This window comes from Microvirga sp. jy35 (genome assembly GCF_056148915.1).
This window is the reverse complement of record NZ_JBWBEW010000010.1, coordinates 159,110-177,751: the sequence shown is the minus strand read 5'-3', so window position 1 is coordinate 177,751 and position 18,642 is coordinate 159,110. Positions and strand designations below refer to the sequence as shown.

The following is an 18,642-nucleotide window of genomic DNA, read 5'->3' as shown; positions in this document are numbered from 1 at the left end:
CCCATCGCGCCACCCTCGATCTCACCACAGGCCCGCAGCCCACAGGCTGCGGGCCACAAGGTGCTGGCTGTTTGACATCGACACCTCCCGTCATGGCCATCCCGAAGCAAGTCCGGCGATGACGGCCAGGGGGCAGAGAAGAGCGCAAGGCCGGGGATGGCACCGGCATGAACTCTTGCATGCGCTTGAGAATTGCCCTTTCTGAAGCTAAAGCCTCCCAAAAGGATCGCTGCGCATGGCCGTCTCCGTTACAGCCGCCCTCCTCATCATCGGCGATGAGATCCTCACGGGCCGCACCAAGGACAAGAATATTGGCTATATCGCCGAGTACCTGACCGGGATCGGCGTTGACCTGCGCGAGGTCCGCGTCGTGCCCGACGTGGAGGAGGAGATCGTCGCGGCGGTCAATGCCCTGCGCCAACGCTACACCTATCTCTTCACCACCGGCGGCATCGGCCCCACCCACGACGACATCACGGCCGACTGCATCGCCAAGGCCTTCGGCGTCGGGATCGACCATGATCCCCGGGCGGTGGCGGTGCTGCGGGAACGCTACACGCCGGAGGAGCTCAACGAGGCGCGGATGCGCATGGCCCGGATCCCCGATGGCGCCAGCCTGATCGAGAACCCTATCTCCAAGGCGCCGGGCTTCCGCATAGGCAACGTCTTCGTGATGGCGGGGGTGCCCTCGATCATGCAGGCGATGCTCGACAACATCGCGCCGACCCTGGAGACCGGAGCGCGCATGATCATCGAGACCATCGAGGCGGAGGGTTTGGCCGAGGGCATCTATGCCGAGGGCCTGAGCCGGATCGCCTCGTCTCACCCGAGCGTCTCCATCGGATCCTATCCGTCGTTTTCCACCAGCGGCTTCCGCAACCAGATCGTCGTGCGCGGCAAGGACCCTGAGGCGGTCGCCCAGGCCGCCTTTGCCGTGCGCGATCATCTCGCCCGCCTCAAGGGCGACCAAGCACCCCTTTGAGAGTTACTTCGCCACGCCAGTCAAAAGAGCAAGCCGATGTCCCCGACCTCTCCCAAAGCCTTCCCCGTCTCCTGGGACCAGTTTCACCGCGATTGCCGCGCTCTCGCGTGGCGCCTGGCCTCCGCCGGCCCTTACGAGGCGATCGTCTGCATCACCCGCGGCGGACTCGTGCCGGCCGCCATCGTGGCTCGTGAACTTGATGTCCGCCTCATCGAGAGCGTCTGCATCGCGAGCTATCACGACTACAAGAACCAGGGCGAGCTGCAGGTGCTCAAGGACATTGCGCCGGCCATCAAGGCGCTTGGCGACGGGACAGGCAAGGGCGTGCTCGTGATCGACGACCTGACCGATACCGGCAAGACGGCCAAGATCGTCCGCGACATGCTGCCCAATGCGCATTTCGCCGCCGTCTATGCCAAGCCCGCCGGACGCCCCCTCATCGACACCTTCGTGACGGAAGTGAGCCAGGACACCTGGATCTACTTCCCCTGGGATATGGGTCTGGCCTACCAGGCGCCGATCCGCGAAGGCTCGGCCGGTTAGTTTATCAGGAGCGCGCCCGTGGCGGAGTTCAACATCGCGCGGACGCGCAAGACCCTGTTCGGGGCGCTGCTCGACGCCAAGGATCGCTTCGGCCGCAACAAGGTCGCCCTGGAGGATCTCGAGCGCCAGCCGATCACGTTTGGACGACTCGTCCTGGGCTCGATGGTGCTCGGGCGCAAGCTCGCAAGCCTGACGAAAGAGCGCGAGACCGTCGGGGTGCTGCTGCCGAACGTGCAGGCCATCGCCGTCACCCTGTTCGGTCTCAACGCCTTCGGGCGCGTCCCGGCCTTCCTGAACTTCACGGCGGGTCTCAAGAACCTCTGGGCCGCCTGCGAGCTGGGGGGAATCGAGACGATCGTCACCTCCCGCCGCTTTATCGAGCAGGGCAAGCTCGACGATCTCATCGAGGCTCTCGGGGAGGGGCGCAGGATCCTCTGGCTCGAGGATGTCCGCGCAGAGCTCACGAGCCTCGACAAGATGCGGGGACTTGTCGATTCATGGATCCCGCGGCGCGTCCATGCCGGCGCGAAAGTCCAGCACGACGATCCAGCCGTGCTGCTCTTCACCTCGGGTTCGGAGGGCGCGCCGAAGGGCGTGGTGCTGTCGAACGCCAACCTCGTGGCCAACGCCTATCAGGTGAAGGCCTTGGCGGGCGACGTGCTGAAGGACGACGACGTCTTCTTCAACCCATTGCCGATCTTCCATTCCTTCGGCCTCTCGGCAGGCCTTCTCACGGCCGTTCTCAACGGCATGAAGTCGGTGCTCTATCCGAGCCCGCTGCACTACCGCCAGATTCCGAAGCTCGTGGCCGGAACGCGCGCCACCGTAATGCTCGCCACCGACACCTTCCTTCAAGGCTATGCCCGCGCTGCCGGCGAGAACGATCTCGCAAGCGTGCGCTTCGTGATTGCCGGGGCCGAGCGGGTGAAGGATGAAACCCGTCGCCTCTGGGATCGTCATGGCACCGTGATCGTCGAGGGATACGGCGCCACCGAGTGCTCGCCTGTCATTGCCTGCAACCTTCCCGACAGCAACCGTCCGGGCACGGTGGGCCATGTCCTGCCGGGGGTCGAATGGCGACTGGAGCCAGTCGAGGGAATCCACGAAGGCGGGCGCCTGCACGTGCGCGGTCCGAACGTGATGAAGGGCTATCTCGACTCTGAAGCGCCAGGCGGCATTCGGCCGCCGGTTGAGGGCTGGCATGACACCGGCGACATCGTCACCGTCGACGACGGGGTCGTGACGATCCGGGGACGGGCGAAGCGCTTTGCCAAGATCGCCGGCGAGATGGTGTCTCTGGCGGCCATCGAGGCAACCGTCCAGTCCCTGTGGCCCGACAGCAGCCACGTGGTGGTCGCAATCCCAGACCCGCGCAAGGGCGAGCAGATCGTCCTCATTACCGACAGGCCGGACGCCGACCGGGACGTGCTCCTGGCCCATGCCAAGGACCATGGCTTTCCCGAGCTTTGGGTGCCGCGCTCGATCCTCGTGTCGAGCATTCCCGTACTGGGTTCGGGAAAGACCGATTACGGTGGCGCGGTCGACTTGGCGACGCGCCTGCAGCCTATGCTCTAACGGCTTCACGCCTTCTCCCGGCCGAGTGGACATCCGTAACAAAGCTCTGCCAAAGGCGTTGTCATTCCGGAAGGGTGCCCCGCTGGGGCGATGCCTGCGAAGGGTGTGACGATGCGAAAGACAGTTTGTGTTCTGGCTCTCCTGGCTGCCGCATCGAGCGTCCAGGCCCAGCCGCGGCCCATGACCCCCAGCCTGACCTGCAACCAGGCCCGCGGTCTCGTTCTGTCGCGAGGGCAGATCGTCCTTGGGACCGGTACCTACACTTACGACCGTTATGTCAGCGACGGGCGCTTCTGCCTGCGCAACGAGATGATCGAGCCCGCTTTCGTACCAACCCGGGACACGCCGCAATGTCCTGTCGGATATACCTGCCGTGAGCTCGAACTGGATTTCTTCGGGGACTGAGAGCGAGACCTGGACGGATTCGGAGAACATGTACTTGGCCGTCGGGCGAGGCCTCGAAGGGGAGGGTAGGTGACGCAGCGACAGGGCTCATTCGGATTGTTGAATTTGAGACACACCCCGGAAAATAGATATGCGCGCCCTCCGGGAGTGCCCATCTTTTCGGCAAGGTGCCCGTCGCTTGAGCGAAGCCGAAGCCAACCTCTGTTGCGTCAGGCCTGGTCTTCAGTATGGTCACGTTTGTACATGGGTCTCGCACCCAGACTTCGTTGGAGATAATCATGAAGCTCGTGAAGAGCCTCTTCCTTGGAACAGTCGCAGGTCTTGCGGCTGTCGCGGGGGCACAAGCTGCCGACCTGCCGGTCGCCAAGGCCGCAGCGGTCGAATACGTTCGCGTCTGCTCCACTTACGGTTCAGGCTTCTTCTACATCCCAGGTACGGAAACCTGCCTGCGTGTGGGTGGCCGCGTTCGCGCCGAATACAGCTATCTCGAGCCTACGTCCCGCGCGAGCAACTCGATCGGCTTCCTCGCCCGCGGCCGCGTGCAGCTCGACGCCCGCACGTCTACGGCTTACGGCCTGCTGCGCGCCTTCGTCCGCATGGAGATGAGCCGCAACACAGGCGTCTACTTCGACAGTACGGGCAGGGGTGCCGGCACCTCGCCGAACATCGCACAGGCCTACATCCAGTTCGGTGGCCTGACCGCCGGTCGCACGACCTCGTTCTTCACCAACGGCGACGTCGCGAACGAGAACTGGGGCACGCTCCGCTTCTACGACTATCCGGACGTGAACCTCCTCGCCTACACCTTCTCCTTCGGCAACGGCTTCTCGGCGACCCTGTCGCTGGAAGAGGGCTCCTTTGCGACCAACCTTGCCACGAGTCCTGCCGGTGTCGGCGCTGGCCAGCGACTGCCCGACTTCGTCGGTAATGTGAAGTATTCCGGCACCTGGGGCTCGGCTCAGCTTTCCGGTGCGCTGCACCAGGTCCGCAGCAACACCCTCTTCGGTGGCGACTACGCCGACAGCGAACTCGGCTGGGCCGTGTCGGGCATGGTCAACGTGAACCTGCCGATGCTGGCGGAAGGCGACGCCCTGTGGTTTGCCGCAACCTATGCCGATGGCGGCCTCGGCTATCTCGGCTTCGATCCCGACAATTCAGTCGGCATCGCTTCGGGTACGGCTTTGGATGCCTATGTCGGTCCTGATGGCGACCTCGACACCGGCCGCGGCTGGTCGCTCGCCGGTGGCTTGAACCACTATTGGACCCCGACCATCCGTCAGAGCCTGTTCGGCTCCTATGCCCGTGTCGACTACAGCACCGTTGCTCCTGTGGGCGACTTCACCGAGTGGCGCGTCGGGTCCAACCTGATCTGGTCGCCGGTTTCCGGTCTCGACATCGGTGTGGAGGCTCTCTACTCCAACCTCAACCCGCGCGGCATCGTCGGCGCAGAAGAGGATGATGCTTGGGAAGGTCGCCTGCGCATTCAGCGCGACTTCTGATCTGTCCCGCCTTACTCTCCTGAAAACCCCGGTGGCAACACCGGGGTTTTGCTGTTCAGGTGCTGGCAGGATACCCTTAATGTCGATCTGCCGTCCGGGAGGGCTCCGCAGTTCCAGGGAGGGGACTATGCCGACGATTCTAGAAACCTTCACTGCCGCAGGGCTTGCGGTCGGACTCGCCGGATGCGTCGGTACGGCCGGGATCTCCACCTGGGACTATCAGGCGGGGCCTGGCTATGAGACTGAACGCGTGCGGGAGAGCCGGATCCAGGCCGATCCGGTCCAGGGTCTCACGCATCACGACTGTACGAGCGTCACAAGGAGGCAGGTTGCTGCATCGGGCGAGGTGAGTGGAGCCGATCTGACCGCCTGCCGTTCCGACTAGCGGCTACCTGGAGCCAAAGGAACGAACCTTCACCTTGACCGTTGGCATGACGTCAATTCCATTTCGGGAGAGAATCCTCATGAACAACATCATCTGGCTTATCGGTGCAATCGTCGTGGTCCTCGCGATCCTGTCGTTCCTCGGCCTGCGCTGAAGACGAACGGTGAACCTGCAGGACAGAACGCGCCATCACATGCGCTGTCCTGCAGTTCTCGTCCCGCTGCGTTGATGCCATGAGATGCGAGGCAGCGCGGCTGTTCATTCCAGAAGAACGAAGACGACTGACGCAACGTCCATGCCGGCCAAGAGGCCGATCGAAACCGTGAACAGCGGGAAGAACCAACCCCGCAACGCTTCGGCGCTCCCCCGGCCGTCGATATCGGGTCCCGGGTAGGGATCCCTGCAAGAGTTCCTGAAGGTCATCCCTCCATCCTCTCCTTAAAATTGCGTTGCGTAAGGGCTGTCAGGATGAGCCTGGTTCAGCGGCTCCGAGGTGCGGTTTCGCACTCGCCGGCTGCAGGCGCTGCTTCTAGTGGCGCGTCGAGCTCTTCTGCAACTGGAGAAGCTGCCCCTCGATCGCACGCATTCTCGTCATCAGCCGGTCCAGTTCGGAAAGGAGCTGTCGCTCATCCTGCCGCGCCTGCGCGACCGATTCCGCCGAGGAGCCGTGACGGATCCGATGGAGGGCGTCAGCCAGCTTGCGGTCGAGAAGCCGCATATGATGCTCCAGGTCCAAGAATTCCTGGTGAAGCTGAGTCTCCTTGAACACGGCGGGGGCTCACGTGAGAACTGTCGGTTCAAGCTTAAGCTACAGATTGGAAGGCAGTTCCTCTAGGGCAAAAAGGGTTCTCAGGAAAAATTCTATAAGGCCAAGCTGAAACGGACAGCAGTGTTCACCGTTCTGTGATGAGGGTCTTCGCCCGTTCGCGCCCTGCGTTCGGGAAAGTCGATTATTCGCGATCCTGTAAAGGATGCGTTCCAGAGCCTTGCTGCTTCTGATGGCATGCTGAGTTCTGGCTGTATCGCACCGGCTGTCCGCATTGCGTTCCGGAGCCGGATTTTTCCCGTCCAACAGAGAGCCTGCGGATCGTTGCTCCTTCAGCAAAGGGCTCCAGGAACTGCAAACCGGTAGAGGAGACGACTTATGGGACAGAGAATCGAGCCTTATCGTGTGGCCTTGATCGTCGAGGATGATTTCGAAGTCAGGGGCTTAGCGGCAGCTCTTCTCGAGGAAACCGATCTGAAGGTCGTCGAAACCGCCAGCGCTGAGGAGGCCCTGGATTATCTGAACCGGCATTCGGAAATGGTCGCCTTTCTGTTTGCCGATCTCAGGCTCCCTTGCTTGATGGACGGATTGGATCTGGTGCGTACCGTGCGGCTCAAATGGCCGTGGGTCCGCACGGTGCTGACCTCCGGCAGGCCGCTGGATGACCAAGCGGGCGACGTTCCTAGGGATGTCCGCTTCATGCCGAAGCCCTGGAGAGCCCTCGAGGTTCTGATGGAGGCGGAGAGAGCCTCCCAATCCTATCGAAGGAACTGAAGGTCATTGAATCGGGGGCGTTTCCGCATCGTGCTTCGGGCAGGTGTGGAACCTAGGCGCTTGCCGGGAATTGGCGTCAGCAGTTCGAAGAGGATTGACTGATGCCCAACACGTCTATCGCCACTGGATCTTTCCCGTCCCGCAGTGAGGCCAACCAGGCGGTCCAGCGCCTTGTCTCGGCTGGATTCGCCCGCAACAGCATCGAGCTTCATCGCCATGATGATGACGACGGCTATGATCTGGAGATCCATACCCGGCAGGAGAATCTCAAGCGGGCCGAGCGCCTGATCCATGCTTCCGTGCCGCTTTACGCCGTCCGACAAACTGCTTCCGGAGTCGTTCAGACCGCTAAATCATATCCCTTCGTCCTGCTCGGAGCCGGAATTCTCGCAGGGTTTCTGATCTATAGCCTCGTTCCGAGGGAATCGGCCTCGTCGGACCACTCACATCCGCGGAATCGTCGCCGGCGCTGAGGCACCGAGCCATCTCAACGGGATGAGGGCCCTGATGCTGAGCCGCCCTGGCTCAGTGGTCCTCATCTCCTTCGCGAAAGCCTGTTCCTTCAAGCCTCTCCAGCAGCTGCCTGATGCGATCCGGCGTGGGCTCCTTCAGGATGCTCCGGTAATTGTGCTGAAGTTGCCGACCGAGATCCTTCAACAGTTCGGCTTGTCCAGCTGCCGTCAGGCCGTTGGAGCCGATGCTCCAACCCATGTTGCCTCCGGCGGCATAAGGGTGGTGCCGCTTTGGCATCGATCATCTCCCTGAGCGTTTCTCGTGGTGACCGGAGAACGGGCGAGGCCAGATTGAGTTGCGGCTAAGTTTTTGACAAAGAATGATTTTTCATGGTCGCGAGGTTTCTCGCCTGTTCTGGCGCCTGCGCCCTGTGCTCTCCGGGGATCGTCATGCGCCCTCTCCGCAGGGGTAGGCGACTGCCGGTCGCATTGGCTTGATCCTTTTCATGCGTCAAAGCTCAGCTTCAGGGTTGCTGGGGGCTGCGTGATGCGTGAAGTTTTGATGATCTATCTGTGTGGCGTGATTCTGCTCCTTGCAGTCTCCACCATGATCAATGATGAGGAGGAGATCGGCCTCGATCACATCCTGATCGCCGGATTCGGCTGGCCGATCCTGACACCTCTCCTGGCTCTCCGGGCTTGGCACAGCCGCTAAGGGTTCCAATGCCAAGGGCGGGGCTCCCATGCGCGATCCACGCGAAGCCGCATATTCCCTTGCGTTATGCTGTTTGCTAAACGGTGATGTGAAATGTGCTGGGGGCACAAGATGAGAGCGATCCTGTCCGCTGCAATTCTGGTTATCGGTGTCGGGGCATCCCAAGCTCAGGTGAGCTGCTATCCACGGATCGGCGCCTATAGCGGGCAGTATGAAGGTCAGTGTCCTCAATCCGGTTTGAAATGGACCGTGGTCGAGAACACGATAGGAGCTTTCGGGCGTAACTGCAGCGACGAGCCGTGGACCTTCAACCGCAACGAGCGGATGTTCTACCATCCCAAGGCCAATGAGGCCTTCGCTATTCAGGATTGCGACGCATCACCCCGAGATCGGACCACCAGGAGCGTGAGGGTCAGCCCCGGATCGGAAGCGGTGCGTCGTTTTCACGAAAGCAGGATCGAGGTTCCCGGCGCGAAGCCTGGGCCAAGGACCACGCCATAAAGTTTCCCTTTGAGTGAACGCTAAATGGCGAGGCGTTTAGAGCCTAGGTAAAGGCTAATTCCGCGAGGGCGGGGTGCGCGGTACGCAACGATACCCAAAGGGGGCATTGCGCAGTATCGGCCGTTGGAACCCAGGCAGGATCCAAGGTCTCGCCGCCGACGCAATACCCGTAGGATCCTACATATCGGTCGTAGGTTAGCGGTCCCGTGTTGAGGACGACGGCTCTTTGCGAGGCGACAAGTCCCTGTGCCTGAGCGCATGACATTCGAAGGGTCAGCGGGTGGCTCTGAGCCCATGCGTCGACACCTGTCGAGGCAAGGATCATTAAAGCCGCTGCGCTGACCCGACGATACAAGAAGGAGCCGTAAAGCATCGTTCGTCTCCGCTGGTGCTGATTCAAGGCGCTTTTGATCATGCGCGATCACAGCAACGATGGATGTGCCGGCATGCACACCGAGTGACAGCGATCACAGAACCAGTGTTCCCCGACTCCAATGGATTTTCGGTTAGACGACCTGGCAGTCGAGCGATGTCATCCTCAACCCGACCGAAAGCTTCGCGAGAGCAACCTGCTCGGTGACGCCGGTGCCGTCCTGATCGTAATAGAGGAAACCAGCGGTACGATCATAGATGATGCGATCGCTTGCGTCATGGGCCTCAGTTCCGATCCTGAAAGCCGATGATTTCAACTGGCCCTCGCGTCCTAGTCCCGTGAACGAATTGTTGTTCAGTAGGAATGTGTCGTTGGCACCAGAGAAGCAAGTTAAGAGTTGTAGTGGTGCGGACGGCGGGGGTCGAACCCGCACGGGCATAGCCCGAGGGATTTTAAGTCCCTTGCGTCTACCGGTTTCGCCACGTCCGCTCTGAAAAAGAGGGTTATCGGGCTGCGGGCCTGAGCGCAAGTCCAAGCGTGTGCGGGAACCTTACCTCAATCCGGAGTGCGGAAGCCGTAGAGCCAGTCGTAGCGCTTCGTCATGCCCTCGGGGCCGAGATGGCGCATGACCCTGTCGCGCCCGAAGGCGACCAGAGAGCCCGCATGATAGACGCGCCCGTTGGTGCGGGCCTCCTTCTGGACCTGAGTTGCACGCCCGAGACGATGCTTCTCATAAGCCGAGAGAAACTGCGGGATGTCGGTTTGCGTGTCGCGCAGGAGAAAAGCGAGGGTGGCCGCTTCCTCGATCGCCATTGCGGCGCCCTGCGCCAGGAAGGGCAGAACCGGATGGGCGGCATCGCCAAGGAGAGCGATCCTGCCCTTGGCGAGGCGCTCGGCCGAGTGGTCGAAAAGCGACCAGCGCAGCCATTCCTGTGGAAGGGCAAGCAGGCTGCGCAGGGCAGGGGCGGCGGAGGCATAGCGGGCGAGCAGGTCTTCCCGCCGGCCCGGAGCGGCCCAGCCCTCTACGGGCGCCGGACTTCTCTCGATGGCCACCACATTGACGAGCCTGCCGCCGGCGATGGGGTAATGCACCACATGGCCCCCCGACCCGAGCCAGAGGCCGGTCTCGTCGCCGGCGAGTTCGGCCGGGGCGGCGCTGCGCTCGAAGGTGGCCCGCCAGGCGATATGGCCGCGATAGGCAGGCGGCCTCCTGTCGCCAAGCTGCTGCCTGACCTTCGACCTGACCCCATCGGCCCCGACGATCAGGTCGGCCGTGAGGGTCTCCTGAGCACCGCCGGCGGAGATCCAGGTGAGGGAGGCCTGTGAGGGGCTGGTCTCGACGGTTTCCACCGTCCGACCCATGACAAGGCGGATCGATGGCTCCGAGCGGACGGCATCGAGCAGGAGCGTCTGGAGGTCGGCCCGATGCACCACCCAGTAGGGAGCTTCGAAACGCTCGCGGATGAAGGCGCCCAGGGCTACCTCGCCGATGGGCTTTCCCGACCTGATGGCGCGTACGACGACCCGTTGCGGCTCCGTCGCCACGCGGCGGAGGGCCGGGCCGAGGCCGAGCCTGATGAGGATCCGGCTGGCGTTGGGCGAGATCTGGAGGCCGGCCCCGACCTCGCTGAACCCGGTCCGACGCTCCACGAGCGTGACCGTGTGGCCCTGCCGGGCCAGGGCCAAGGCCGCCGTCAGGCCGCCGATGCCGGCGCCGACGACTGCGATCGACAGATTAGGCACTTATCGGGAAGAGGCGGAGTTCGCGAAATCGGGCTCCCAGACGCATTCGGCCGGGCGGGCCTCGTCGAACTTCAGGGAAGGGTCGTACTTGAACAGGGTCGAGCAGTAGGAGCAGATCGTCTCCGTGTCATAGCCCATGTCGATGAACACATGAGGATGATCGAAGGGCGGCGTCGCTCCGATGCACATGAACTCCTTCGAGCCCACGTGAATGACGGGAACGCCCGGATCGTTGTGGAAGTGGGGAGTGCCTTTGTCAGCCATTGCCGTTGCTCTGAAGCGATGAAATTTGCGCGCACCATAATGGCCGATCGGCCATGCGCCTAGAGCAAATTTCCGCAGATTGCATCTGGCTTCCCGGGTGCTTAGGTTGCGCCAGCTTTCTCTTCAGGCTCCAACCCCGGCCGGTCCGATGCGCTATTTCAATTCCAACGGCGTCAGCATCGCCTATATCGACGTGCCGCCCCATGAGGGGCAGGGCGATCCGATCCTGCTCATCCACGGCTTCGCCTCGAACCACGCGGTGAACTGGGTCAACACCCTTTGGGTGAAGACCCTGACGCGGGCCGGATACCGGGTCGTCGCCTTCGACAACCGGGGGCATGGGCAGAGCGAGAAGCTCTACGATCTGGAGGTTTACAATTCCTACCGTATGGCGGAGGACGGCTGCCGACTTCTCGACCATCTCGGCATCGAGCGGGCCGACGTGATGGGTTATTCCATGGGCGCGCGGATCACCGCCCACATGGCGCTCACCGCTCCGGAGCGGATGCGCTCCATGCTCCTTGGTGGCCTGGGCATCCATCTCGTCGAGGGCGTCGGCCTGCCGCTCGGGATCGCCGATGCCATGGAGGTGCCCTCCCTCGACAGCCTGACAGACCCCATGCAGCGCATGTTCCGGGCCTTCGCCGAGCAGACGGGCAGCGATCTCAAGGCCTTGGCCGCCTGCATCCGCGGGTCGCGGCAGGTGCTGACCCCGGAGGAGGTCGCCTCCATCACGCTGCCGACCCTGGTCTCGGTCGGCACCAGGGACGACGTGTCGGGCTCGGGGCCGGAACTTGCGAAGCTGATCCCGAACGCGACTGCGCTCGATATCCCAGGGCGGGACCACAACCTTGCCGTCGGCGACAAGGTCCACAAGCAGGGCGTGCTCGACTTCCTGGCGGAGCGTCCGTGAGGTGCGTGCCTCTGCTTTGTAGGGGTACTTTCCATATGCCTGCGGGCAGGAGCAACGAATGACCCGACTCGACTCTGTGATCAGGCGTCTGACCGCCCAGCGCGACCTCCTGAACTGGGCGGCTGAGGAAATCGGTCCGACCGGGCTTGTTCTCGAACTCGGCCTCGGCAACGGCCGCACCTACGATCACCTGCGGACCAAGCTGCCCGGCCGCGAGATCTACGCCTTCGAGCGCTCGCCGGCGGCCCATCCGGATTGCTACCCTCCCGAAGGCTACCTGATCGTCGGGGACATCTTCGAAACCCTGCCGGATTTCATCGAGCGCGTCGGGCACGGATCGGCGGCGCTGATCCACACGGATATCGGCACGGGAGACGAAGAGGCGAACCGCCGGCTCGCCCTGAGGCTATCGCCGCTGCTCGACTCCCTGCTCCAGCCCGGTGGGCTTCTGATTGCGGACAGGGCCTTCGAGATGCCCTCCTGCACCGACATTTCGTCCGAGACGAACGTGCCGGAGGGCCGCTACTTCGTGTATCGCCGGAACGCCTGAGACTATCGTCCGGTGAAGACAGGCCGGCGCTTCTGCAGAAAGGCCTCGCGCCCCTCCACCGCATCAGCGCTGTCGAAGCAGAGGTCGGCAAGAGCCAGGGGATCGGCATTCGGGTGCCCCACCCCGACCGCATCGTCGATGGCCGCCTTGGCGGCCCTGATCGTCAGGGGTGCGTTCTCCGCGATGCTCTCGGCAAGCGCCTGCGTGACCTGTTCCAGTTCGCCGTCGGGCACAAGCCGCTGCACGACGCCCAGGCGATGCGCCTCCTCGGCGCCGAGCCGCCGTGCGGTGAAGAACAGGTCCTTGGCGGCTGGCGCGCCGACGGCAGCGGTCACGAGCTTCATGGCACCGGGAGGGTATCCTACCCCGAGCCGGGCTGCCGGAATGCCGAATATGGCGGTCCCGGAGGCGATCCGCAGGTCGCAGGAGAGGGCAAGGCCGAAGCCTCCGCCGAGGCAGAAGCCGCGAATCATGGCGATGGTCGGCTTGGAGCAATGGGCGACGGCCCAGAAGGCCGCTTCGTTGGCGGCTTCGTAGAGACGCCCGCCCTCGGCATCGGCACGCACCGTCGCGAACTCGGCGATGTCCGCGCCGGAGGCGAAGGAATCCTGCCCCGCTCCCCTTAAGGTGACGACGCGGACTTCCGGATCCCTGTCGAGGGCCTCCATCAGCGGCGGAAAGGCCTTCCACATCTCAAGGTCCACGGCGTTGTGCTTGGGCGGATTGTCGATGGTGACCGTGGCAACGCCGTTGCTCAAGGAGACGACAAGCTTGGACGTTGCCGGCGAAAAAGAGTAGGTCATGGCTCGCTTGGATCTATGGTAAGGGGCATCGGCTTCTTATCTAGACCTGTGGCGATAACGAAGCCGGCAGGAGAGTACCATGACACAGACGCGCCTGAAGCCCGGAGCCACCGATGCCGTGGCCGGAAAGGTCGATCCGATCTGGGACCGCCTCCGCTTCGAGGCCGAGGCCGTCATCCAGGCCGAGCCGGCGATGGCCGGCTTCGTTCTCAGCGCCATTCTGCATCAGCCGAGCCTGGAGGCGGCGGTGATTCACCGGGTCGCTTCCCGTCTGGGCCACGCCGCTGTTCCGTCTGACATCATCGAGCAGATCTTCCTTGAGGCGGTGGAGAACGACAGCACCATCGGGGCGGCCATGCGGGCCGACATCAGCGCCGTGCTCGACCGGGACCCTGTGGTCACCCGGGCGATCGAGCCCGTGCTCTATTTCAAGGGATTCCACGCCATCCAGACCCATCGTCTGGCTCACTGGCTGTGGAAGAGGGGGCGGCAGGACTTCGCTCTCTACCTTCAGAGCCGCTCGTCCGAGACGTTCCAGACCGACATCCATCCGGCAGCCCGCATCGGGCGCGGCATCTTCCTCGACCACGCCACGGGGCTGGTGGTCGGCGCTACCGCCGTCATCGAGGACAACGTCTCCATGCTCCAGGACGTGACGCTGGGCGGAACCGGCAAGGAGCGGGGCGACCGGCACCCCAAGATCCGCCATGGCGTGCTCATCGGCGCCGGCGCTAAAATCCTCGGCAATATCGAGGTCGGCCATTGCGCGAGAATCGCCGCGGGGTCTGTCGTGCTCAAGCCCGTGCCCCATAATGCCACGGTGGCCGGCGTTCCTGCCAAGGTTGTCGGTACGGCCGGCTGCGAGGAGCCGGCCCGGTCCATGGATCACTGCTTCTCGGATACGGACGGAATCTGAGGAAGCGGTCCGTTCGGGACCTAACGTCGCTTGCTCGCGTTTGCCGGGCATGGCAAGTGCAGCATCCGTGACACCAAGAAAGGACCTGTAGTGGATAAAAACGAGATGGCTAAAGTCGAGCGCTACCTGCGCCAGACATTTGCGAACCACTCGATCCGCGTCGTCGGGCGGCCGAAGAAGACCGATTCGGCGGAAGTTTACATCGGTGAGGAATTCGTCGGCGTTCTCTTCGTCGATGACGAGGATGGGGACCGCTCCTTCAACTTCACCATGGCGATCCTCGATACGGATCTCGAGGACTAGGCGCTTTTTCGCAGCAGACCTTTCCCGAGGTTCTGCTGCTCTTCTCTGCTGGACCATCGATGCCTGTCTACAGCCTCGACGACGATGAACCGATCCTTCCCGAACCCGGCCGATTCTGGATCGCCCCGGATGCCTATGTGATCGGCAAGGTCCGGCTGGGGCAGGATGTGGGCGTCTGGTTCGGGGCCGTGCTGCGGGGCGACAACGAGCTGATCGACGTCGGAGAGGCCACCAACATCCAGGAAGGGGCGCTCCTCCATACCGATATGGGTACGCCCTTGACGGTTGGTGCAGGCTGCACCATCGGCCACAAGGCCATCCTTCACGGCTGCACCATCGGCGAGAACTCGCTGATCGGCATGGGAGCTACGGTCCTCAACCATGCGCGCATCGGCGCCAATTGCCTGGTGGGAGCGAATGCGCTCATCACCGAGGGCAAGGAGTTTCCTGACAATTCCCTGATCGTGGGAGCTCCGGCCAAGGCCATTCGCGTGCTCGATGCCGAGTCCATCGAGCGGCTTCGCTGGTCGGCCAGGAATTATGTCGAGAACTGGCAGCGTTTTGCCAAAAAAATGAGGCGGATCGACTGATCCGCCCCAAGTCTCCTCACATCGATAAAAGAAGTCAGAAACAGCGTCTTGCGCTGGTTCGGATTGTTAGCGGTTCGCGGTCGTTGTAGGCGACGAGACGATGCCGCCCAGCGACACCCAGCCGATCGCGTCCTGGCTCTCCCGCTTGATGTAGACATAGCCCGTGCGGTGCCAGGGGAGGACCGAGGAAGTCTTGTTGTCGAGAACGAAGTCGCCCCGGTTGGTGCGGACCATCAGCACCGCGTGACCTTCGCCGAGCTCATCGATCACAACCGTCATGCGCATGGCGCGGCGCGGCAGGCCAGCCTCGACCAAGAGGCGACGCTTCAGGAGCTGGAAGTCCTCGCAGTCACCCTTGCCGTCGTCCGGGAAGCCCCAGGTATCGACGACACCGAAATGATCCGCGTCCGTCACGGCCTTGATGCCCGAGTTCACGCGCTGGTTGACCGACACGATGGTCTTCCACGTCTGAGGCGTCAGCTCGATCCTGTCGGCTTCCGTCACATCGACAGTGCACTCGGAGCGGAACTTCTCGCAGAACTGCGACCAGCCGATGAGCGGCTTGGCGACCCCGACGCTGGAGATCGGGGCGCTGTTGACGGGCAGGGACGCCAGGGTTTGAGCCTGAGCGGCAGCGCCGAAAACCAGAAGGGAGAGTCCAAGGAAAACTGTTTTGATGAACTTGCCGGTAAGTGCCGACTTCTCATTTACGCCACAGAAAAGGCCGTTCTTGAAATAATCCTGCCGCATGCCCCACCAGCCGGTTAACGTTCTTTTAACCAAACTGACATGGTTACATTTTGGGCTCAAGCGGAAAGTAAAAGGTGAGTTAACGCGTCGCGCTCCAGTCGGTTCCGTTATGGTTAACAAAAATCTTGGAAGTCGCAAATCCGAAGGGGCGGGCTTCCTCTCCGTTAAGCTTGGCCAGTGCTAAGTTGTTGGTTTTTCTCGACTGGATGGCCAAATAGGGATTAGGTCGCAAACGCATTCAAGCTCGGTGACCTGAAAAGGCGTCATCGCCCGCCTCATACAAAAGTATTGCATGTCTCCACACCCGCCCCGTGCCCGTGAGCCGATCCTCAACCTTCCGGCCATCATAGCCCTTTGCCTTCTGGCGCTGATTGGCATCCATGCCGTCAGGCTGCTCCTGTCCGACGAATCGGATTTCATGCTGATCATCGATTGGTCCGTGATCCCGGCCCGATGGTCGGTGGCCTTTGGGAGCGTCCAGGTCGAAGAGGTCATGAGACCCCTGCGCGAAGGGGTGCCGGAAGACACGATCACCCCGCTGATGGCCCTGGCGCAGTACGTTCTGGAAGGAGAGGAGGGGCGGCCCTGGACGGCCTTGTCCTATGCTTTCCTGCATGGATCCTGGGCGCATGTGCTGATCAACAGCGTCTGGCTGGCAGCTTTCGGAACGCCCATTGTCCGTCGCTGCGGCGCCGGGCGGTTCCTCGTCCTGTGCGCGGTCTCCGCCATTGCCGGAGCGGTTCTCTACGTGGTCATCAATCCCCTGCAGGTACTGCCGATGATCGGCGCGTCCGGTGCTGTGTCCGGGCTCATGGCGGCGGCCTCCTGGTTCATGTTCGCGCCCACAACATGGCACTGGGAGGGGAGGCTGACGCAGCCCCATGAGCGGCCCCGGGAAACCCTGGGACACATGGTTCGAAACCGGCAGGTTCTGATCTTCCTCGGCATATGGTTCGCCGCGAACTATGTGTTCGCCTTCGTACAGCCTCTGGGGATGACGGATGCGAGCATCGCCTGGGAGGCGCATCTCGGCGGATTCCTCGCAGGCCTGGTGCTTTTCCCCCTCGTCGACCCGCTCCCCGCAAGGGCCAAGCGCATCTCGGCTTGAAAGAGAAGCTGTTTGCGCCGATGATTCCCTCACTGATGCAGGGTTGTCGCCCAAGGCCATGGGGGATGAGCCCGACTTCAGCCTGCGGATGCAAGGACTGACGGTCCTTCGCCGTTCGCGCAATGGGAGGGAAACCATGATCGTCAATCGCATTCTTTCGCTCAAAGGCCGTGACGTCGCGACCATTGAACCGAGCCGGACGTTAAGCGAAGCGGCCAAGGTTCTCGCCGAGCGCAGGATAGGCGCCCTTCTCATCGTGGATGGTCAAAGGCCCGTGTCGGGCATCATTTCCGAACGGGACATCGTGCGGGCGGTTGCCAGCCATGGCGCCAAGGCCCTGGAGGAGCCCGTCTCCCGCTTCATGACGGAGAAGGTTTTGACCTGCACGGGGGAGACCCCCATTCCTGACGTGATGGAGCTGATGACCCAGCAGAAGTTCCGGCACGTCCCCGTCGTCGAGGGCGGGCGCCTTGTCGGCATCGTGTCGATCGGCGACGTGGTGAAGGAGCGCCTCGAGGAGGTCGAGGCTGAGGCCGAGGCGATCAAGGAATATATCGCGACAGCTTAGAGCATCGGGTCCAAAGGCGGATTCCGCTTTGGGATCCATGCGATGCAATTTTTCCAACCTGCGCATGGTCGGGCGCGGCTCTCCGGGCCCGCACGATGCTCCAGATCAGCGCGGTTGCGACTCCTGCAGCAGTTCGAGAACATCGGGCAGGGCGCGCTCCGTGGCCTGCCGGCCCAGGGTGATGCATTCCTGGGCCCGGTGAAATTCGAACAGCCCCATCTTGGCGAGTTTCGGCGCGATCATGATGTCCGGGGGATCGCCTGCGAGCCGGGAACGGGCGATGCGGTCCTGGGTGATGTTGAAGGCGTCCACCATCACGGTGGCCATTCCCGGGGCATTCGGCTTGCGCAGCTTCTCCCCCCTGTTGCCTGGAAAGATGCCCCAGCGCCGTGGAGCATCCTCGATCACTTCCTCGATCTCCTTCTCGTCGCTCGTTCCGGCATCGTAGGACTGGATGACCGTGCCGCGGACGCGGACCTCGCCATTGAGGTTCACGCAGATCACGATATCCGCTCCCAGAGCGCGGGCCGCCGTGATCGGAATGGGATTGACCAGGGCGCCGTCCATGAGCCAGCGCCCGCCGATCAGGACCGGGTCGAACACCCCCGGAAGGGCATAGGACGCCCGCATGGCCTGAACGAGAGGGCCCCGCGTCAGCCAGATTTCGTGGCCGCTCACGAGCTCGGTCGCGATCGTGCAGAACTTGACCGGGAGGGCTTCGACCCGCTGGTCGGTCAGGTCGTGGTCGAGCAGGCGCTGCAGGCGCCCGCCGGCGATGAGTCCGGCTCCGCTGAAGTGGAAGTCGAGAAGGCCCATGACGCGACGCTTGGTGAGGGAGAGGGCGAAGGCCTCCAGCTCGTCGAGTTTTCCGGCCGCGTAGCAGCCGCCCACGACGGCGCCGATCGAGCACCCGGCGATCACGTCAGGAACAATGCCGGCTTCCTCGAGAACTCTGAGGACGCCGATATGGGACCAGCCCCGAGCTGCGCCTCCGCCGAGTGCCAAGCCGATCCGGGGCCTTGCTCGAGGATCGCGCTCGACAGGTGCCTTGATTTCCGTCAATCCTCCACCGCCCCCCAAACCGGCGCTGCGCCGGGCAATCCCGTCCCACAACATTGATCGACTCCAAGGCACACTGTCCATAATGCCGGCTTCTCATGAAAC

At 62.9% G+C, this 18,642-nt stretch carries 25 protein-coding genes and 1 tRNA gene; 16 read left to right on the top strand and 10 right to left on the bottom strand.

Annotation, left to right across the window (positions count from 1 at the left end):
• Positions 1-235: 235 nt before the first annotated feature.
• From AC0QTX_RS10920 to AC0QTX_RS10895, 6 genes are all read left to right on the top strand, one after another.
• On the top strand, positions 236-982 hold the full coding sequence (locus AC0QTX_RS10920; RefSeq protein WP_474603844.1) for a competence/damage-inducible protein A: 747 nt from the start codon (positions 236-238) through the stop codon (positions 980-982).
• A gap of 36 nt (positions 983-1,018) precedes the next feature.
• The gene (gpt, locus tag AC0QTX_RS10915) at positions 1,019-1,525 is read left to right on the top strand and encodes a xanthine phosphoribosyltransferase (RefSeq protein WP_474603843.1); all 507 of its coding nucleotides are present in this window, start codon (positions 1,019-1,021) and stop codon (positions 1,523-1,525) included.
• 18 nt (positions 1,526-1,543) lie between these two features.
• Positions 1,544-3,100, top strand: a complete 1,557-nt coding sequence (locus AC0QTX_RS10910; protein ID WP_474603842.1) for an AMP-binding protein — start codon at positions 1,544-1,546, stop codon at positions 3,098-3,100.
• A 111-nt stretch (positions 3,101-3,211) separates the two neighbouring features.
• A complete protein-coding gene (locus tag AC0QTX_RS10905) occupies positions 3,212-3,505 on the top strand; it encodes a hypothetical protein (RefSeq protein WP_474603841.1) in 294 nt (97 codons plus the stop codon).
• A gap of 278 nt (positions 3,506-3,783) precedes the next feature.
• The gene (locus tag AC0QTX_RS10900) at positions 3,784-5,004 is read left to right on the top strand and encodes a porin (protein ID WP_474603840.1); all 1,221 of its coding nucleotides are present in this window, start codon (positions 3,784-3,786) and stop codon (positions 5,002-5,004) included.
• A gap of 127 nt (positions 5,005-5,131) precedes the next feature.
• A complete protein-coding gene (locus tag AC0QTX_RS10895; protein WP_474603839.1) occupies positions 5,132-5,389 on the top strand; it encodes a hypothetical protein in 258 nt (85 codons plus the stop codon).
• Between the two features lie 258 nt (positions 5,390-5,647).
• Here the strand turns inward: AC0QTX_RS10895 and AC0QTX_RS10890 are convergent, their stop codons facing one another.
• Both AC0QTX_RS10890 and AC0QTX_RS10885 read right to left on the bottom strand, forming a co-directional pair.
• Positions 5,648-5,812, bottom strand: a complete 165-nt coding sequence (locus AC0QTX_RS10890) for a hypothetical protein (RefSeq protein ID WP_474603838.1) — start codon at positions 5,810-5,812, stop codon at positions 5,648-5,650.
• Between the two features lie 106 nt (positions 5,813-5,918).
• Entirely contained in the window at positions 5,919-6,107 is a 189-nt protein-coding gene (locus AC0QTX_RS10885; RefSeq protein ID WP_474603837.1) for a hypothetical protein, read from the bottom strand.
• Between the two features lie 426 nt (positions 6,108-6,533).
• Between AC0QTX_RS10885 and AC0QTX_RS10880 the strand changes: the two genes are divergently transcribed.
• Both AC0QTX_RS10880 and AC0QTX_RS10875 read left to right on the top strand, forming a co-directional pair.
• On the top strand, positions 6,534-6,929 hold the full coding sequence (locus tag AC0QTX_RS10880) for a response regulator (RefSeq protein WP_474603836.1): 396 nt from the start codon (positions 6,534-6,536) through the stop codon (positions 6,927-6,929).
• A 101-nt stretch (positions 6,930-7,030) separates the two neighbouring features.
• Positions 7,031-7,402 (top strand): hypothetical protein, encoded by a 372-nt coding sequence (locus tag AC0QTX_RS10875; protein WP_474603835.1) that lies wholly within the window; start codon positions 7,031-7,033, stop codon positions 7,400-7,402.
• A 52-nt stretch (positions 7,403-7,454) separates the two neighbouring features.
• Here the strand turns inward: AC0QTX_RS10875 and AC0QTX_RS10870 are convergent, their stop codons facing one another.
• Positions 7,455-7,679: a NepR family anti-sigma factor gene (locus AC0QTX_RS10870; RefSeq protein ID WP_474603834.1), complete on the bottom strand. Its 225-nt coding sequence runs from the start codon at positions 7,677-7,679 to the stop codon at positions 7,455-7,457.
• A gap of 249 nt (positions 7,680-7,928) precedes the next feature.
• Between AC0QTX_RS10870 and AC0QTX_RS10865 the strand changes: the two genes are divergently transcribed.
• Complete coding sequence (locus tag AC0QTX_RS10865) at positions 7,929-8,096, top strand: hypothetical protein (protein ID WP_474603833.1); 168 nt, start codon at positions 7,929-7,931, stop codon at positions 8,094-8,096.
• Between the two features lie 1,007 nt (positions 8,097-9,103).
• Here the strand turns inward: AC0QTX_RS10865 and AC0QTX_RS10860 are convergent.
• The 4 genes from AC0QTX_RS10860 to AC0QTX_RS10845 all read right to left on the bottom strand — a co-directional run bounded on the left by AC0QTX_RS10860 (position 9,104) and on the right by AC0QTX_RS10845 (position 10,977).
• On the bottom strand, positions 9,104-9,286 hold the full coding sequence (locus AC0QTX_RS10860; RefSeq protein ID WP_474603832.1) for a hypothetical protein: 183 nt from the start codon (positions 9,284-9,286) through the stop codon (positions 9,104-9,106).
• A gap of 87 nt (positions 9,287-9,373) precedes the next feature.
• A tRNA-Leu gene (locus AC0QTX_RS10855) sits at positions 9,374-9,459 on the bottom strand.
• Between the two features lie 66 nt (positions 9,460-9,525).
• Complete coding sequence (locus AC0QTX_RS10850) at positions 9,526-10,713, bottom strand: FAD-dependent oxidoreductase (protein ID WP_474603831.1); 1,188 nt, start codon at positions 10,711-10,713, stop codon at positions 9,526-9,528.
• Positions 10,714-10,977: a zinc-finger domain-containing protein gene (locus tag AC0QTX_RS10845; protein ID WP_474603830.1), complete on the bottom strand. Its 264-nt coding sequence runs from the start codon at positions 10,975-10,977 to the stop codon at positions 10,714-10,716.
• Between the two features lie 148 nt (positions 10,978-11,125).
• On the opposite strand from AC0QTX_RS10845, the gene AC0QTX_RS10840 reads away from it, so the two are divergent.
• The gene (locus AC0QTX_RS10840) at positions 11,126-11,890 is read left to right on the top strand and encodes an alpha/beta fold hydrolase (RefSeq protein ID WP_474603848.1); all 765 of its coding nucleotides are present in this window, start codon (positions 11,126-11,128) and stop codon (positions 11,888-11,890) included.
• 58 nt (positions 11,891-11,948) lie between these two features.
• On the top strand, positions 11,949-12,440 hold the full coding sequence (locus tag AC0QTX_RS10835; RefSeq protein ID WP_474603829.1) for a class I SAM-dependent methyltransferase: 492 nt from the start codon (positions 11,949-11,951) through the stop codon (positions 12,438-12,440).
• Between the two features lie 2 nt (positions 12,441-12,442).
• Here the strand turns inward: AC0QTX_RS10835 and AC0QTX_RS10830 are convergent, their stop codons facing one another.
• Entirely contained in the window at positions 12,443-13,243 is an 801-nt protein-coding gene (locus tag AC0QTX_RS10830) for an enoyl-CoA hydratase (RefSeq protein ID WP_474603828.1), read from the bottom strand.
• Positions 13,244-13,322: 79 nt separating this feature from the next.
• Here AC0QTX_RS10830 and cysE point away from each other — a divergent pair, with 79 nt between their 5' ends.
• The 3 genes from cysE to AC0QTX_RS10815 all read left to right on the top strand — a co-directional run bounded on the left by cysE (position 13,323) and on the right by AC0QTX_RS10815 (position 15,052).
• Positions 13,323-14,159: a serine O-acetyltransferase gene (gene cysE, locus AC0QTX_RS10825; RefSeq protein WP_474603827.1), complete on the top strand. Its 837-nt coding sequence runs from the start codon at positions 13,323-13,325 to the stop codon at positions 14,157-14,159.
• Between the two features lie 105 nt (positions 14,160-14,264).
• Positions 14,265-14,462 carry a DUF3126 family protein gene (locus tag AC0QTX_RS10820; protein WP_201752112.1) on the top strand — a complete coding sequence of 66 codons (198 nt, stop codon included), beginning with the start codon at positions 14,265-14,267 and terminating at the stop codon, positions 14,460-14,462.
• 59 nt (positions 14,463-14,521) lie between these two features.
• The gene (locus AC0QTX_RS10815) at positions 14,522-15,052 is read left to right on the top strand and encodes a gamma carbonic anhydrase family protein (protein WP_474603826.1); all 531 of its coding nucleotides are present in this window, start codon (positions 14,522-14,524) and stop codon (positions 15,050-15,052) included.
• A gap of 66 nt (positions 15,053-15,118) precedes the next feature.
• Here AC0QTX_RS10815 and AC0QTX_RS10810 read toward each other — a convergent pair whose 3' ends face one another.
• Complete coding sequence (locus AC0QTX_RS10810) at positions 15,119-15,802, bottom strand: transglutaminase-like cysteine peptidase (protein ID WP_474603825.1); 684 nt, start codon at positions 15,800-15,802, stop codon at positions 15,119-15,121.
• Positions 15,803-16,094: 292 nt separating this feature from the next.
• Here AC0QTX_RS10810 and AC0QTX_RS10805 point away from each other — a divergent pair, with 292 nt between their 5' ends.
• On the top strand, positions 16,095-16,910 hold the full coding sequence (locus AC0QTX_RS10805; RefSeq protein ID WP_474603824.1) for a rhomboid family intramembrane serine protease: 816 nt from the start codon (positions 16,095-16,097) through the stop codon (positions 16,908-16,910).
• Between the two features lie 136 nt (positions 16,911-17,046).
• Positions 17,047-17,478: a CBS domain-containing protein gene (locus tag AC0QTX_RS10800; protein ID WP_474603823.1), complete on the top strand. Its 432-nt coding sequence runs from the start codon at positions 17,047-17,049 to the stop codon at positions 17,476-17,478.
• A 105-nt stretch (positions 17,479-17,583) separates the two neighbouring features.
• Here AC0QTX_RS10800 and AC0QTX_RS10795 read toward each other — a convergent pair whose 3' ends face one another.
• Positions 17,584-18,594 carry a patatin-like phospholipase family protein gene (locus AC0QTX_RS10795; protein WP_474603822.1) on the bottom strand — a complete coding sequence of 337 codons (1,011 nt, stop codon included), beginning with the start codon at positions 18,592-18,594 and terminating at the stop codon, positions 17,584-17,586.
• Positions 18,595-18,642 lie beyond the last annotated feature (48 nt).

Bases quoted from the DNA above. Each gene is read 5' to 3' on its own strand.
- AC0QTX_RS10920 (WP_474603844.1), top strand. From the start codon at position 236: ATGGCCGTCTCCGTTACAGCCGCCCTCCTCATCATCGGCGATGAGATC.
- gpt (WP_474603843.1), top strand. From the start codon at position 1,019: ATGTCCCCGACCTCTCCCAAAGCCTTCCCCGTCTCCTGGGACCAGTTT.
- AC0QTX_RS10905 (WP_474603841.1), top strand. From the start codon at position 3,212: ATGCGAAAGACAGTTTGTGTTCTGGCTCTCCTGGCTGCCGCATCGAGC.
- AC0QTX_RS10900 (WP_474603840.1), top strand. From the start codon at position 3,784: ATGAAGCTCGTGAAGAGCCTCTTCCTTGGAACAGTCGCAGGTCTTGCG.
- AC0QTX_RS10895 (WP_474603839.1), top strand. From the start codon at position 5,132: ATGCCGACGATTCTAGAAACCTTCACTGCCGCAGGGCTTGCGGTCGGA.
- AC0QTX_RS10890 (WP_474603838.1), bottom strand. From the start codon at position 5,812: ATGACCTTCAGGAACTCTTGCAGGGATCCCTACCCGGGACCCGATATC.
- AC0QTX_RS10885 (WP_474603837.1), bottom strand. From the start codon at position 6,107: ATGCGGCTTCTCGACCGCAAGCTGGCTGACGCCCTCCATCGGATCCGT.
- AC0QTX_RS10880 (WP_474603836.1), top strand. From the start codon at position 6,534: ATGGGACAGAGAATCGAGCCTTATCGTGTGGCCTTGATCGTCGAGGAT.
- AC0QTX_RS10875 (WP_474603835.1), top strand. From the start codon at position 7,031: ATGCCCAACACGTCTATCGCCACTGGATCTTTCCCGTCCCGCAGTGAG.
- AC0QTX_RS10870 (WP_474603834.1), bottom strand. From the start codon at position 7,679: ATGCCAAAGCGGCACCACCCTTATGCCGCCGGAGGCAACATGGGTTGG.
- AC0QTX_RS10865 (WP_474603833.1), top strand. From the start codon at position 7,929: ATGCGTGAAGTTTTGATGATCTATCTGTGTGGCGTGATTCTGCTCCTT.
- AC0QTX_RS10845 (WP_474603830.1), bottom strand. From the start codon at position 10,977: ATGGCTGACAAAGGCACTCCCCACTTCCACAACGATCCGGGCGTTCCC.
- AC0QTX_RS10840 (WP_474603848.1), top strand. From the start codon at position 11,126: ATGCGCTATTTCAATTCCAACGGCGTCAGCATCGCCTATATCGACGTG.
- AC0QTX_RS10835 (WP_474603829.1), top strand. From the start codon at position 11,949: ATGACCCGACTCGACTCTGTGATCAGGCGTCTGACCGCCCAGCGCGAC.
- AC0QTX_RS10830 (WP_474603828.1), bottom strand. From the start codon at position 13,243: ATGACCTACTCTTTTTCGCCGGCAACGTCCAAGCTTGTCGTCTCCTTG.
- cysE (WP_474603827.1), top strand. From the start codon at position 13,323: ATGACACAGACGCGCCTGAAGCCCGGAGCCACCGATGCCGTGGCCGGA.
- AC0QTX_RS10820 (WP_201752112.1), top strand. From the start codon at position 14,265: ATGGCTAAAGTCGAGCGCTACCTGCGCCAGACATTTGCGAACCACTCG.
- AC0QTX_RS10815 (WP_474603826.1), top strand. From the start codon at position 14,522: ATGCCTGTCTACAGCCTCGACGACGATGAACCGATCCTTCCCGAACCC.
- AC0QTX_RS10810 (WP_474603825.1), bottom strand. From the start codon at position 15,802: ATGCGGCAGGATTATTTCAAGAACGGCCTTTTCTGTGGCGTAAATGAG.
- AC0QTX_RS10805 (WP_474603824.1), top strand. From the start codon at position 16,095: ATGTCTCCACACCCGCCCCGTGCCCGTGAGCCGATCCTCAACCTTCCG.
- AC0QTX_RS10800 (WP_474603823.1), top strand. From the start codon at position 17,047: ATGATCGTCAATCGCATTCTTTCGCTCAAAGGCCGTGACGTCGCGACC.
- AC0QTX_RS10795 (WP_474603822.1), bottom strand. From the start codon at position 18,594: ATGTTGTGGGACGGGATTGCCCGGCGCAGCGCCGGTTTGGGGGGCGGT.